This is a genomic window from Pseudoflavonifractor sp. 524-17 (genome assembly GCF_009935845.1).
GTDB lineage: Bacteria > Bacillota > Clostridia > Oscillospirales > Oscillospiraceae > Pseudoflavonifractor_A.
Genome location: NZ_QWEK01000028.1, coordinates 22471 through 36746, shown reverse-complemented (window position 1 = coordinate 36746; position 14276 = coordinate 22471). Strand labels below are relative to the sequence as shown.

Below are 14276 nucleotides of genomic sequence, written 5' to 3'. Positions count from 1 at the left end.
TGCCAGGCACAGTCTGGCTCTCCCTTCCGCTCTGCCCTCCCTTGTATCTAAGAATCTGTATCCATAACCGTTGGACGCCGTTCAGCCGGGGCGTTTGCCGCACCGCCGCAGCAAAGCGCTTGAACTATGCAATGTATTCCTGCGTCTTTTTGCCTTGTGGGACGGCGAAATCCCCTGGCAATCCAGCGCCTTCCGGTTGTGGATACAGGTTCTTAATTAGTTTCTCTCTTTCTGCTTCTTTTTCTATTTTAACTTCAATGATTCTGCTGATATGGTTAAGGATTCTGACTGCCCCTTTTCCGGACGGCCCTGGCCGGGGTCTTTTGTCTGGCCGGCGCCTTTTTCGCGGCGGGCTTTTTCGTCCCCGTGGGGACGGGCTTGGCCTTAGGGATCAGCTCCGCCTTGCTCCGGCGGGCGGGGAACTTTCTGGTACATCGCAGCAGCACGGTGCTCATGGGGGGCAGGTCGATGGCGATGGACTGATCCATCCCGTGGCAGGGGATGTACTGAGACTTCACCGGCGCCTGATCGCCCAGGCCGCTGCCGCCGAAGGCGGGGTCATCGGTGTTGAACACCACGTCATACCGGCCGTGGACGGGGACGCCCAGGCGGTAGCCCGCCCGGTGGACGGGGGAGAAGTTGCTGATGGACAGCAGGAACTTCCCCTTCTTGTCCTTGCGCAGGAACGCGGCGCAGTTGCCCTGGTTGTCGTCGGCGCAGATCCACTGGAACCCCTCCCAGGAGAAGTCCAGCTCCCACAGCTCCGGGTTGGCCAGGTAGAACTGGTTGGCCGAGCGGAAGAAGTTGTGCAGGCGCTCATGCCGCTCCTGCTCCAGCAGGTGCCAGTCCAGAGAGTACTCGAAATTCCACTCATGGAACTGGCCGAACTCCGCCCCCATGAAGAGCAGCTTTTTGCCGGGGTGGGTGAGCATATAGGTGTAGAACGCCCGGACCGCGGGGAATTTCTCGTCGTCCGTCCCAGGCATTTTATTGATGAGGGAGCCCTTCATATGCACCACCTCGTCGTGGGAGAGGGGGAGCACAAAGTTCTCCGAAAAGGCATACATCAGAGAGAAAGTAATGTCTTTGTGGTTGAACTGCCGGAAATAGGGATCCAGCTTCATATAGTGGGTGATGTCGTTCATCCAGCCCATGTTCCACTTCATGTTGAAGCCCAGGCCGCCCTCCAGTCCGCCGGGGCCGACCGGGTGGGACACCCGGGGCCAGGCTGTGGACTCTTCGGCGATCATGAGCACATCTGGGTGGGCCAGGAAGATTTGGGTGTTGAGCTGCTGGAGGAACTCCACCGCCTCCAGATTCTCATGTCCGCCGAAGACATTGGGACACCACCGCCCGCCCTCCCGGCCGTAGTCCAGGTAGAGCATGGAGGCCACTGCGTCCACCCGCAAACCGTCGATGTGGTACTGTTCCAGCCAGAACAGGGCGGAGGAGTACAGGAAGGAGCGCACCTCGTTGCGGCCGTAGTCAAACACCCGGGTGCCCCAGTCGGCGTGCTCTCTCTTGCGTGGGTCGGCGTACTCATAGCAGGGGGCGCCGTCAAACTCATACAGGCCGAAAGCGTCCTTGGGGAAGTGGGCGGGCACCCAGTCCAGAAGCACCCCGATCCCCCCCTGGTGGAGCTGATCCACTAGATACATAAAGTCGTCCGGCGTGCCGAAGCGGCTGGTGGCGGCAAAGTAGCCGGTACACTGATAGCCCCAGGAGGCGTCCAGCGGGTGCTCGCTGACGGGCAGCAGCTCCACATGGGTAAAGCCCATTTCCTTTACGTAGGGGACCAGATAGCGGGCCATATCCCGGTAGCTGAGGAACTCACCCTCTCCGGTGCGCCGCCAGGAGCCCAGATGGACCTCATAGATATTCAGGGGCCGGTCGTAGGGCAGGTGGGTTTTGCGGAACTCCATCCACTGCTGATCTCCCCACTGGTAGTCCCCCAGCTCGTAGAGCTTGGAGGCGGTGCCCGGCCGGGTTTCCGCGTGGAAAGCGTAGGGGTCGGCCTTGGCCAGCACCCGCCCGTCCTGGGTATGGATGGCGTATTTATAGGTGTCGTAGCGCTGGAGCCCGGGAAGAAAGAGCTCCCACACGCCGGCCCCCACAGGTTCCATGGGATGGCTGCCGCCGTCCCAGCCGTTAAAATCCCCCATGACCGCCGCCAGCTTGGCGTGGGGGGCCCAGACCCGAAAGCGATACCCTGGTTCACCGTCCACCACGGCGGCGTGGGAGCCCAGATATTCCTGGATACGGACTGCCTTGCCCTGCAAAAAAGCGTCCAGTGTGGGATCTAAGTTTGGAATCTGTTTCATAGGCATTCTCTCCTTGGTGAAACCCAGGGGACAAAGCCGAAAAAGGCGGAAAGCTGTTGTCATAAATGTAATAAGGCTTTAAGGCCCCTGGTGCTTATTTGTGTAAATTATACAACACAAATGGGCCGCCGTCAAGATTGCTTCTCAGGATTCCGGGCTGAAAACGATCATTTATAGAACCTGTCAAATTTATGAAAACAGAGAGGTCTATTTCCCCTGGATCACTCCGTTTTGTAATAGATTTCCGTCGGATTTCAGGGCAAAAACCGGCGCCGCAGGGGAATTCCCCGCGGCGCCGGCTGCTCAGGCAGCCATAAACAGCTCCTGAAGAAAGCGGAAGAAGATGCCGGGGGCGGAGATGCGGCCCACAGCCTCGCTGGCAGTGATGGGAATGGACTGGCGCTCCTCGCCGTTGACCAGCACCGCCATATGGCCCAGTACCTGGCCCTGCTCCACCGGGGCCTCCACATCCTGGCACAGGCGGATATCCGTGGTCACCTGGTTTACCTGCTCTTTCTCCACCAGAATCCGGCTGGAGGCGGACAGCTCCGGCTGAACCTGCCCCTGCTTGCCCAGCAGCACGTCGATGGGGGGGAGAGCCTGGTTGGGGTAGACATCCAGCAGGGTATAGTTGGCAAAGCCGAAGTTAAGCAGGCTCTTGGCCCCCTCAAACCGCTTTTCCGACGTGGGAGACTTCAGCACCACCGCGATGAGCTCCATGCCGTCCCGCTCCGCCGTGGCGGACAGGCAGTACCCCGCGGAGTCGGTGGAGCCGGTTTTCAGCCCGGTGGCGCCGGGATAGAACCGGATGAGCTTGTTGGTATTGGACAGCTGGAAGGCTCCGTCCCGAATGGAGTCCATCCAGATGGTAGCGTACTCCCGGATGGCGGGGTGGATCAGCAGCTGCCGGGACATCACCGCGATGTCATAGGCGGAGGTCAGGTGGCCCGCCGCAGGCAGGCCGGTGCAGTTGAGAAAGGTGGTGTCCGCCATACCCAGCTGGGCGGCCCGCTCATTCATCTTGGCCACAAAGCCCTCCTCGCTGCCGCACAGATGTTCCGCCAGGGCGACGGCGGCGTCGTTTCCCGATACCACCGTCACCGCCTTGACCAGGTCTCTCACCGTCATCTGCTCATTTTCCTTCAAATAGACCTGAGAGCCGCCCATGGACGCCGCATGGGCGGATACCGTCACCAGCTCGTCCGGGGACAGCCGTCCGTCGTCAATGGCCTCCATCACCAGCAGCAGGGTCATTACCTTGGTGACGCTGGCGGGTTCCAGCTTGTCGTGGGCGTGGTCCTCAAAGAGGACGGCGCCGGTCTCCTTCTCCATCAAAACGGCGCCGCCGGCCTCTACCTCAGGCGCGCCCGCCACCGCAACCGCGGGGAGGGCCAGCAGAGACAGCACCAGCGCAGCCGAAGCCAGTTTTTTCATATTCCTCCACTTCCTTTTGTCAAATTCCACGATAGGGCCGGTATGTCACCGGCGCTTCCATCGAACTGGTTCGTAATGAGAGGATGTGAAAAAAACGGGGCTTCTATTCCGGCGGGAAAAACTTCAAAATGGACGCGGCAGGGATTGTGTGGTAAAATTAAAGCAATCATTTGGAACGGCCGGGAGGGCAGGACATGAAAATTTCAACAGTCATTTTGGCGGGGGGACAGTCCCGCCGCATGGGGCGGGACAAGGGCGGCCTGCCGGTGGACGGGGATACCCTGCTGAACCGGGTGATCCGCCGGTGGCAGGGGGTCTTTGGGCCGGTGGCGGTGGCGGTGGGACCTGGAGGCCGTACACTGCCCCCAGGTGTGCGGGCGCTGGCGGACCTCCACCCGGGGTGCGGCCCCATGGCCGGGCTGGAGGCCGGCCTTGCCGGGCTGGAGGGGGACGCGGTCTTCCTCACCGCCATGGATATGCCCTTTGGGGATCCGGCGCTGGCCCGCCGCCTGGCGGAGGAGCTGGGGGATGCCGACGGGTGCGTCATCCGCCGGGAGAGCGGCCGCTTTGAGTGCCTGTTCGGCCTGTACCGGAAGCGCTGCCTGCCTGCCGTCTCCGCCAGCCTGGACCGGGGGGACCGCTCCTTCGTAAAGGGCCTATTTCCCTTCGCTGCCATAAAAGAGGTGCCGGAGGAGCGGCTTGCGGGCTTCGACCTGGACCGCGTCCTCTTCAACGTCAACCGGCCGGAGGACTGGCAGAGGGCCCAGACGCTGCTGCATCAGGCGGATCCGGGGATGTGACAAATTATTTTAATTTTTTTCAAAATTACGGTTGACAAAGCGGATCCTCTGTGCTATCATAAATATCGCGCTGAGGCACAGCGGTTGCTTGCAGAGGCGCAGGACGCGCGAGTGGTGGAATTGGCAGACTCGCTAGATTCAGGTTCTAGTGTGCATTACGCACGTGCGGGTTCAAGTCCCGCCTCGCGCACCATGGTGAGTGTCCTTACAGCGTTTGGAAGACGCTGTAAGGACACTCGTTTTTTGTGCGCAAACCCAAGGCGCTCTGCAATTTCTCGCTGTGGTTTCCGTATATTGCGATTGCCTGTATCTCCGGCAATCGTATGTGTATGGCTCCATTCTGACACATGTTTCCCCCTGATGTAGTACGTTTATTTTCCTACATCAGGGGGTTTTTGACGATTGTCCGCTTTTACCGGAGCAGTTCACAGCGGTCCAGCTCCATGACCGCCATGCTGCGGCGCATGTGGATGGCCATGGCGCAGGCGGCCCCCTCTCCGTCCCGCCTGCGCAGGAACTCCATCAGCAGGGCATGGTCCCGCTGGGTATCCTGCGCCAGGGTTCCCCCATGGCCCCCGGCGGCGACGGCGGCCTCCACCGCCTGGCTGATAATGGGCATCAGCCGCACCATAAACTCATTGTGGGCGGCCCGGACAATGGCGGCATGGAATGCCCAGTCTGCCTGGGTCCGGTCCCGACCCGTCCGGATACACCCCTCCACTTCCTCTCCTTTGGCCAGAATGTCCGCCAGCTCCTCCTCCGTGGCCCGGCGGCAGGCCAGCCGGGCGATCTGAGGCTCAAAAATGGCCCGCAGCTCAAACAGCTCCCCCAGCCGGACCCGCAGCCGCTCCAGCGCCTCAAGGTCCAGCCCTTCCTCCAGCTCACCCACCCGCTCGGACACAAAGGTGCCCCGACCGCGGCGGACCTCCACCACACCCCGGGCGGCTAACGTGCGTACTGCCTCCCGCAGCGTGGTGCGGCTCACCCCCAGTTCCCGGGACCACGCCACCTCGCTGGGCAGCTTCTCCCCCGGGGCAAACCGCCCCTCCCCCACAATCATGGCGTACAGCCGGTCCACAGTCTGCTGAGACAGACTCTTTTTCTCCATAAAAACCCTCTCCTGTCGTAACCTTCCCCGCTGTTCCGCCCCCAGGGCGGGACGGCCCGGCCCAACCGTCGGGCCCTTTCATTGGCGCGGCGGGCGCAGCATCGCGGGCTGCATTTTCTGCCGGTGCTGTCTTGACATCCTTCTTTCTATCCTATAATATATCATCATACAATTCAATAGTTGTCATACAACTCAGGCAAAAAACATACGATACACAAAGGAGGAATCCCCATGCGAAGCGACCATGTGACCAAGGGGGTGGAGCGGGCGCCCAACCGCTCTTTGTTCTATGCCCTGGGGTACACCAAGGAGGAGTTGGAGCGGCCCCTCATCGGCGTCGTCTGCTCCTATAACGAGATTGTCCCCGGCCATATGAACCTGGACAAGATTGCCCAGGCGGTAAAGGCGGGCATCCGCGCCGCCGGCGGCACGCCGGTGGAGTTCCCCGCCATCGCGGTGTGCGACGGCATCGCCATGGGCCACGTGGGCATGAAGTACTCTCTGGTTACCCGGGATCTCATTGCCGACTCCACTGAGGCCATGGCCATGGCCCATCAGTTTGACGGGCTGGTGATGATCCCCAACTGCGACAAGAACGTCCCCGGCCTGCTCATGGCCGCCGCCCGCATCAATATCCCCACCCTCTTCTGCTCCGGCGGGCCCATGCTGGCCGGCCGGCTCAACGACGGCCGGCGCACTTGCCTGAGCCATATGTTTGAGGCGGTGGGCGCCTACCACGCCGGCAAGCTGGACGGGGACGGGGTGGAGGAGTACGAGAACTGCGCCTGTCCCACCTGCGGCTCCTGCTCCGGCATGTACACCGCCAACTCCATGAACTGCCTCACCGAGGCCATCGGCATGGGGCTGCGGGGCAACGGCACCATCCCCGCCGTATGGTCCGCCCGGCTCCGCCTGGCCAAGCACGCGGGGATGCAGGTTATGGAGCTGGTGCGGCAAAACATCAGGCCCCGGGATATCATGACCAAAGCCGCCTTCCGCAACGCGGAGACCGTGGATATGGCCCTGGGCTGCTCCACCAATACCATGCTCCACCTCCCCGCCATCGCCCATGAGTGCGGAATTGAGCTGGATTTGGACCAGTCCAACGCCATCTCCGCCAACACCCCCAATCTGTGCCACCTGGCCCCCGCCGGGGACACCTATATGGAGGATCTGGAGGGCGCGGGCGGCGTGTACGCCGTCATGAAGGAGCTGACCAAAAAGAACCTGCTGGACACCGGCGTCCTCACCTGCACGGGAAAGACATTGGGGGAAAACCTGGAAGGGGTAGTCAACCGGGACACCAGCCTGATCCGCCCCATCGAAAATCCCTATTCCCCCGACGGCGGCATCGCGGTGCTCAAGGGCAATCTGGCCCCCGAGGGCTGTGTAGTCAAGCGCTCCGCCGTGGCCCCGGAGATGATGCGCCATCAGGGCCCCGCCCGGGTGTTCAACAGCGAGGAGGAGGCCATTGAGGCCATCTACGCCGGTAAAATCGCAGCCGGGGACGTGGTAGTCATCCGGTACGAGGGTCCAAAGGGCGGGCCGGGAATGCGGGAGATGCTCAACCCCACCTCCGCCATCTGCGGCATGGGCCTGGGGGAGTCCGTGGCCCTCATCACCGACGGCCGTTTCTCCGGTGCCACCCGGGGGGCCTCCATCGGCCACGTCTGCCCCGAGGCCGCCCAGGGCGGGCCCATCGCCCTGGTACAAGAGGGGGATCTCATCGCCATCAATATCCCCGGCTGTACCATTGAGCTGCTGGTGGACGATGACGAGCTGAACCAGCGCCGCGCCGCCTGGGTCTGCCCCCAGCCCAAGATCCAGACCGGCTATCTGGCCCGCTACGCCAAGCTGGTTACCTCCGCCGCCCGGGGCGCCGTGCTGGAATAGGCGCAACCATTAAAGATTAAGCCAGAAAGAACTTTTATCTTTCTTTCCCCCTTGTATTCCCTGTCGGATTCTGTTATAATCCCTCTAGCTTTATTTCGAAGAGAGGAGCATTTTTATGAAACAGCGCAGCATCCCCATGAGCATCATCCTTACCATCATAACCTGCGGCATCTATGGTATCTATTGGTTCGTCTGCATCACGGACGAGACCAACCGGGTGTCCAGCCGCTACGGCACCAGCGGCGGCCTGGCCCTGGTGTTCAACCTGATTTCCTGCGGCATCTACGGCATCTATTGGGGCTACAAGATGGGCGAAGCCCTGGAGGAGGCCCGCGCCGCCCACGGCGAGCCCTCCGGCAGCCTGCCCGTTCTCTACCTGGTGCTGAACATCTTCGGCCTCCAGATCGTTACTTACGCCTTGATCCAGAGCGAGCTGAACAAGTACGAGATCGTCTAACGCAATGGCCCGGCGGGCCCTCCGCCTTGCGCGGGGCGGCCTCGCCCTGCTGGCCCTGGGGCTGGGATACGCGGCGTTCTGCTTCCTGACAAAATGGGCGCTGCCCTGCCCCTTCCGTCTGGCCACCGGGCTGTCCTGTCCCGGCTGCGGCGTCACCCGGATGTGCCTTGCCCTGCTGCGGCTGGATTTCTCCGCCGCCTGGCGGGCCAATCCTGGCCTGCTGGCCCTCTCCCCGCTTTTACTGGGGACTGCGGCCTGGCGGGCGGCGGACTATGTCCGCACCGGTCGGCGTATGCCCTCCCAGGGGCAGTCCGCCGCCATCTGGACGCTTGCGGCCCTTCTGCTGATCTACGGCGTTGTCCGCAATCTGATCCCTATCTAAAGAACCAAAAGAGGTCTGTGCCCCGGTATGGGGCACAGACCTCTTATTTTTATCGCCTCGGACTACCACTCCGGCCTGATCCGGGCGGTGCTCCGGCGGCTGGTGATAAAGTCGTAAAAATTGGTGTAAGTAGCGGCCTCATAAGGGCTGAGCCACAGGCCCAGCACCCCCATGGTCATACAGGACAGCAGCGCCCAGCCCAAAAAGGACAGCTGGAGCTTGCAGTAGGTCCACTTCCACCCCCGCATCACCTGCACGCTGCTGCGCACCGCCTCCCGCACGCCCATCTCCGGCTCATCCAGCAGGAAAAAGTAGGTCATGGCGTAGCGCAGCTCAATCAGATAGCCATAGACTATCATACCCAGCACCAGCAGGAAGTACACCGCCATCAGGCCGTAGAAATCCAGCCGCTGAATGGTCACGGCCAGCACCGCCGTCATCATCACGCCGTAGGGAATAAGCCACAGCACCACAAGCACAAAGGTCAGCAGCATGGTGCGCAGAATGCGCCCCGTGATTCCGAAGCTGTCGATCAGGTCCTGGTAGTCCGCCCGCTCCCGCCGGGCCAGGTGCATCCCGTAGGCCGTGTACCCCACGCCCATGACCGCGGAGAACAGCCCCATCACAAGATTCAGGAATATCATGATCAGCAGCTGTCCCCGGGTGAGCAGTCCCTCCGGGTAGAACCCCAGCCCCAGGGCCGCCCCCGCCAGCGCGTCTGTCAGGGTGCCTGACCCGCTGGCCAGGGCGATAAACATCACCAAAACCGTCAGGCCGGCGGTTGCCAGCCGGAATACCAGCGTCACCATCATCGGGTGGGGCTTGGCGGTGCCAATGGCCGCCCTGGCATCTGCCTTCAGGGCGGCACGGTTAAAGTCCATGGAATGGCCTCCTTTTTCCTCAACTCCCCTCAAGGATACCATATGCTGGTGCGGAATGCAAGGTACACCCGCCCGATCCCAACAGAGGCCGCGGAAAAAACGCAGGCGGCGCGGCGGTAGCCCCGCCGCGCCGTTTGCAGCCGCTTCTCCCTGCGGCAAATCATTTGAATGGGTCAGCGGCGGCGTCCGCCGAAGGAGCCGCCCCCTCTGCGGGAGCCGCCGAAGGATCCGCCCCTGGATCCGCCGCCCCTGCTTCCCCCAAAGGAGCCCCCGCTCCGGGTCCCCCCGAAGCTGCCCCGGGAGGGGCCGGAGGGCCGTCCTCCAAAGGTTCCGCCCCCTCTCGGCCCCCGGTTTCCCGCGCCGCCGAAGCCGTTTCCGCCCCCAAAGGCTCCGCCGCCGGCTCTGCCGCTGGGGGGAGCGGGGGGACGGGGCGGTCTGGGGGGCGGCGGGTTCCAGCGCCGCTGATACCACCCGAATCCAGGTCCGTGCCAGAAGAGCAGGGGCCGGAACAGAGGGGGATGGGGTACGCCGAAGTACATCCGGCGATACCGGCGGCAGCGCGCAGAGTCAATGGCCGTGGCCGCTGCCAGAAGAAGGATCAGTACCCCTATCAGAATTACCACCGACGCGGATATGGGGTCCCGGAAGGGCTTTACGCCCTGCTGCTCCAGATTGCCCAGGCCGAAATTCTGCTGGTAGAGCTGGTCCATGCCCTCATAAAAGCTGCGCAGTCCAAACTCCCAGCTGTCTCCCGACAGGATGCGGCTGTCCAGATCGTCCACCGCCTTACTGGTGAGAATGGAGGCGAAATCGTTCCCGGGGGACAGGCAGTAGCTTCCGCTGTCCGCCTCAATGAGGATTACCGCGTCTCCCTCTCCCAGGCCCATGTCAAGGCCGGCCGCCTGGGCGGCGGCCTCCAGGTCCGCCCCGCCCAGGGAGTGGACCGTGCTCACCGCCACCACGCTCTCATACCGCTGATCCCAGTTGGCGTTGTACAGGGCAATGGCCTGTTCTGCCTGAATGGACAGCAGCTCCGCCCGGTCGTACACAAACTGCTCGTAATAGCTGGTGTCCAACGAGTTATCCAGCGCCCCGGCGCTCACCAGCGTCTGGGCCGGCCCGCCCGGCTTGCGCAGCTGGCCGATCCCCACGGCGGCAGCGATCATCACCGCGGCCGCGGCCGCCGCCACAATTTGCTTTTTCAAGCCGCTCCCTCCTTCTGCTCCCTTTCGTTTCTAAACGAGGGAAATTCCGGCTCTGTGCCCATGGTTGTTACCCCCGCAGCTCCAGCAGCTTCTGCTTCAGCTCACCCTCAATGCGGCCAAGCTCCTGCTCCGCCTCCCGGCGCTTCTGGGCCCCCTCCTGCTGGATCTTCATCACCTCGTCCAGCGTGGAAATCAGCTGGGCGTTGGTGTGCTGGAGGGTCTGGATGTCCACCACGCTGCGCTCTGCCTCCCGGGCGGTCTCAATGGTGCCCATTTTCAGCATATCCGCGTTCTTTTGCAGCAGCTCGTTGGTCATATTGGTCACCGCGCTCTGGGCCGCGGTGGCCTGGCGGGAGTGCTCCAGCCCCAGGGCCAGCACCATCTGACTCTTCCACAGGGGGATGGTGTTCACCAGGGAGGACTGGATTTTCTCCAGCATCAGCGCGTCGTTGTTCTGAATCAGCCGGGTCTGGGGGCCCATCTGAATGGAGATCATCCGCGTCAGCTCCAGATCGTGGAGCTTTTTCTCAAACCGGGCGCACATATTGGCCAGGTCATTATAGGCCTGTGCGTCCTCCTGGGCGCCGGTCTCTCCCGCCCTCCGCTTCAAATTCTCCAAATCCTCTGCCCGCACCTGAGCCAGACGCTTTTTGCCGGCCAGGATGTACATGGTCAGCTCTTTATAGTACTTCATGTTCAGCTCGTACATCTGGTCCAGCATGGCGACGTCTTTCATCAAGGTGACCTGATGCTTTTCCAGAATGGAGGCGATGCGGTCCACATTGGTCTCCGCCTTGGAGTAGGCGATCTTCATCTCCTCCAGCTCATCCCGCTTCTTTTGGAAGAAGCCCAGAAGGCCCGTCTTCTTCTCCTCGTTATTGCCTGCGTGCTTCAGCTCCACCACCAAGGAGGACAGGGCCTGCCCCACTTCTCCCAGGTCCTTCGTGCGCACCGCCCCCAGGGCGTTTTCCGAAAAGCCGGCGATGTTCTTCTGGGCGGCCGCGCCGTACTGGAGGACCAGATTGGCGTCAGTAATATCGATCTTCTTGGCGAAGTCGTCTACCATTTTCCGCTCCGCCTCGCTCAGGCGGCTCTCGTCCAGCTTGATGGCCTGGGCTTCCCGCAGGGCCTCGGCGTCCGCCGAGGGGTCGGGTGTGGGTTCCAGGACAAGGGCCGGCGCCTCCGGCGCCGCGGCCGCGGCGGTATCCAGATTGGGGGTCAGCGTCAGTTCAAATGTATTTTCGTTCTTATCAGACATAGCGGTTCGTCCTTTCTTTTCCAACTATTTTTCTATTTCGACGGATCTGTCGTATCCTGCTCCAATTTTGGCCCGGCCAGCCCCTCCCGGGCCAGCATCTGTTCAAAAACCTGAATATCCGCAGAGATATCCAGGGCCTCCGCCCCGAAGAGCGCGTCCAGCTGCTTGTCAAAGGCGGCCGCAACGGTCTGCATCATCTGCTCAATCCGGCCCATAGCGCCGTCAATATTTTCCCCCGCCACCCCGGCGCTGTCCATACGGTCATAGCTGTTGAGCAGTTTCAGCGTCGTAGGCAGGTAGTAGTTCAAAAAGGTACGGATCTGGGGCAGCTTTTCCGGGTTGTCCGCCACATGCTCCAAAATCTTTCCCGTCACCGCCGCCAGATGGTCAATCTGCGCGGAGAGGGCGGGGTCCTGAATGCTGTCGTTCAGACGGCGCATCTCCCCCAAGGCCCGATCCCGCTCCCGGCGCAGGGCGTCCACCTCCGGGCTGCGCCCAGTCTCCATGGCCGCCGGCGCGGCGGCTGGTTTGGGCGCGGCGGGAATTGGCTCCTTCTCTTTGTTGCGCCAGGCCAGGAACCGCCCCACGCCGTACACTGCCAGGGAGGTAATCCCCGCCGCCGCGTAGTGGACCGGCTGGTAGAGGGGGAAAATCAGCGCCCACAGCAGCCACACCACGCCCACGGCGTAGATGGGGGCCACAGATTTTTTCACTTGCTTGGCCATTTCTGCTTCCTCCCATTCGTAAAGCCCTGGAACTGTCTTTTTTCATTGTACCTTCCCCGGCGGAGGGTGTCAAGAACACGTTGACTTTACCGGGGAAACTCATTATTATATATACAATATGCCTGCATGTCTGCAAGAGAACGCTCACAGCCAAACGATCACAACGGCCCCCTGTCCCGGCCGGAAGGACCGCGCCTTTGCTGTGTAAACGCTGTCCAATTTCAAATCAGAACCTGTATTTATAACCGGGGAATGCTGGACAGTCCTCAACCGTTGTGAATACAGGCGCTCAGACGCAGCAAAGCAGAGAGAGGGGAATCATTATGCTCACACTCAACGAATTCAAGGCCGCCCGCAGCGTACTTTCGGGGGTCATTTTGGACACCAATTTAATCTACAGCCCTGCCCTGAGCAAGTCCACCGGCAACCAGATCTACATCAAGCCGGAAAACCTCCAGGTCACCGGGGCATATAAAATCCGGGGGGCATACTATAAAATCAGCACCCTCAGCGAAGAGGAGCGCAGCCGGGGGCTCATCACCGCCTCCGCCGGCAATCACGCCCAGGGCGTGGCCTACGCGGCCCAGGCCTCCGGGGTAAAGGCCACCATCGTCATGCCCACCACCACCCCCTTGGTGAAGGTGAACAACACCAAGGATTACGGGGCGGAGGTCATTCTGGACGGCGAAACCTTTGATGACGCCGCCGCGCTGTGTACCCAGCTGGCTCAGGAGCGCAGCCTCACCTATGTCCACCCCTTCAACGACCTGGCCATCGCCACCGGCCAGGGCACCATCTCCTATGAGATCTTCAAGGATCTGCCGGATGTGGATATCATCCTGGTCCCCATCGGGGGGGGCGGACTGGCAACCGGCGTGGCCACTCTGGCCAAGCTGCTCAATCCCAACGTCACCGTTATTGGAGTAGAACCCGCCGGCGCCGCCAGCATGAAGGCCAGCTTTGAGGCCGGCCATGTGGTCACCCTCCCCGCCATCAACACCATCGCCGACGGCGTCGCGGTAAAAACCCCTGGCGATCAGGTCTTCCCCTACCTGCAAAAGAACCTGGACGATATCATCGCCATCCACGACGACGAGCTGGTGGACGCGTTTCTGGACATGATGGAGCGGCACAAGATGGTGGTGGAAAACGCCGGCCTGCTCCCCATCGCCGCCCTCCACCACCTGACCTGCAAGGGAAAGAATATCGTCCCCGTCCTCTCCGGGGGCAATATGGACGTAATCACCATGTCTTCCCTGGTGCAGCACGGCCTCATCAACCGGGGCCGGGTGTTTACCTTCTCCGTCCAGCTCCCCGACCGCCCCGGCGAGCTGGTGCGGGTGGCCGAGATTGTGGCCGGGCAGAACGGAAACATCATCAAGCTGGAGCACAACCAGTTTGTCAACATCAACCGCCAGGCCGGCGTGGAGCTGAAGGTCACCACGGAGGCCTTCGGCCACGCCCACAAGAGCGCCATCCTGGAGGCGTTCAAGCGGGAGGGGTACGACGCCAGAGTGGTCAGCACCATTCTGTAATGCCCGTCGGCAGACCAAGGCTGGCCGCCGGGAAACCGGCGGCCAGCTATCACAAGCGGCGTGTCCGGGCCGTAGCCGGAACCGGGCCCCGCGGGCCGGAGAGAGCCGCCGGCCGTCCCGGAACACAGGCGGTTGCCGCCCCTGCCGCGTACTCTATCCTATGCCGCCCCCCGCCCCGCCGTGCCTTGGTCCTGTCTAGCAGTATAGCCCGTTCCCATTGACCTGTTCTAAATAAAGCATGAAAGTTTTATTAAAATTCCTCTCAAGGCACGGCTTT

At 61.9% G+C, this 14276-nt stretch carries 12 protein-coding genes and 1 tRNA gene; 6 read left to right on the top strand and 7 right to left on the bottom strand.

From position 1 onward, the window contains the following. Positions 1-275: 275 nt before the first annotated feature. Entirely contained in the window at positions 276-2321 is a 2046-nt protein-coding gene (glgB, locus tag D1159_RS11375) for a 1,4-alpha-glucan branching protein GlgB (RefSeq protein WP_161845779.1), read from the bottom strand. A 303-nt stretch (positions 2322-2624) separates the two neighbouring features. Further along, on the bottom strand, positions 2625-3755 hold the full coding sequence (locus D1159_RS11370) for a D-alanyl-D-alanine carboxypeptidase family protein (protein ID WP_161845778.1): 1131 nt from the start codon (positions 3753-3755) through the stop codon (positions 2625-2627). Positions 3756-3949: 194 nt separating this feature from the next. On the opposite strand from D1159_RS11370, the gene D1159_RS11365 reads away from it, so the two are divergent. Continuing rightward, a complete protein-coding gene (locus D1159_RS11365; RefSeq protein ID WP_161845777.1) occupies positions 3950-4555 on the top strand; it encodes a molybdenum cofactor guanylyltransferase in 606 nt (201 codons plus the stop codon). Between the two features lie 105 nt (positions 4556-4660). Then, positions 4661-4748: transfer RNA gene (locus D1159_RS11360), tRNA-Leu, on the top strand. Between the two features lie 219 nt (positions 4749-4967). Here D1159_RS11360 and D1159_RS11355 read toward each other — a convergent pair. Further along, on the bottom strand, positions 4968-5663 hold the full coding sequence (locus tag D1159_RS11355; protein WP_161845776.1) for a FadR/GntR family transcriptional regulator: 696 nt from the start codon (positions 5661-5663) through the stop codon (positions 4968-4970). Between the two features lie 231 nt (positions 5664-5894). On the opposite strand from D1159_RS11355, the gene ilvD reads away from it, so the two are divergent. The 3 genes from ilvD to D1159_RS11340 all read left to right on the top strand — a co-directional run bounded on the left by ilvD (position 5895) and on the right by D1159_RS11340 (position 8395). Next, positions 5895-7556 (top strand): dihydroxy-acid dehydratase, encoded by a 1662-nt coding sequence (gene ilvD / locus D1159_RS11350; protein WP_161845775.1) that lies wholly within the window; start codon positions 5895-5897, stop codon positions 7554-7556. 115 nt (positions 7557-7671) lie between these two features. Beyond that, positions 7672-8013, top strand: coding sequence for a DUF4234 domain-containing protein (locus D1159_RS11345; RefSeq protein ID WP_161845774.1), 342 nt, complete (start codon positions 7672-7674; stop codon positions 8011-8013). Between the two features lie 4 nt (positions 8014-8017). Then, positions 8018-8395 carry a DUF2752 domain-containing protein gene (locus D1159_RS11340; RefSeq protein ID WP_161845773.1) on the top strand — a complete coding sequence of 126 codons (378 nt, stop codon included), beginning with the start codon at positions 8018-8020 and terminating at the stop codon, positions 8393-8395. A gap of 62 nt (positions 8396-8457) precedes the next feature. Here D1159_RS11340 and D1159_RS11335 read toward each other — a convergent pair whose 3' ends face one another. From D1159_RS11335 to D1159_RS11320, 4 genes are all read right to left on the bottom strand, one after another. Beyond that, complete coding sequence (locus D1159_RS11335) at positions 8458-9276, bottom strand: DUF975 family protein (protein ID WP_161845772.1); 819 nt, start codon at positions 9274-9276, stop codon at positions 8458-8460. Between the two features lie 173 nt (positions 9277-9449). Next, positions 9450-10481 (bottom strand): TPM domain-containing protein, encoded by a 1032-nt coding sequence (locus tag D1159_RS11330; RefSeq protein WP_161845771.1) that lies wholly within the window; start codon positions 10479-10481, stop codon positions 9450-9452. 67 nt (positions 10482-10548) lie between these two features. Continuing rightward, positions 10549-11739, bottom strand: a complete 1191-nt coding sequence (locus D1159_RS11325; RefSeq protein ID WP_161845770.1) for a toxic anion resistance protein — start codon at positions 11737-11739, stop codon at positions 10549-10551. A 32-nt stretch (positions 11740-11771) separates the two neighbouring features. After that, a complete protein-coding gene (locus tag D1159_RS11320) occupies positions 11772-12464 on the bottom strand; it encodes a 5-bromo-4-chloroindolyl phosphate hydrolysis family protein (protein WP_161845769.1) in 693 nt (230 codons plus the stop codon). Positions 12465-12787: 323 nt separating this feature from the next. On the opposite strand from D1159_RS11320, the gene ilvA reads away from it, so the two are divergent. Then, a complete protein-coding gene (gene ilvA, locus D1159_RS11315; RefSeq protein ID WP_202621048.1) occupies positions 12788-13999 on the top strand; it encodes a threonine ammonia-lyase in 1212 nt (403 codons plus the stop codon). Positions 14000-14276: the final 277 nt, after the last annotated feature.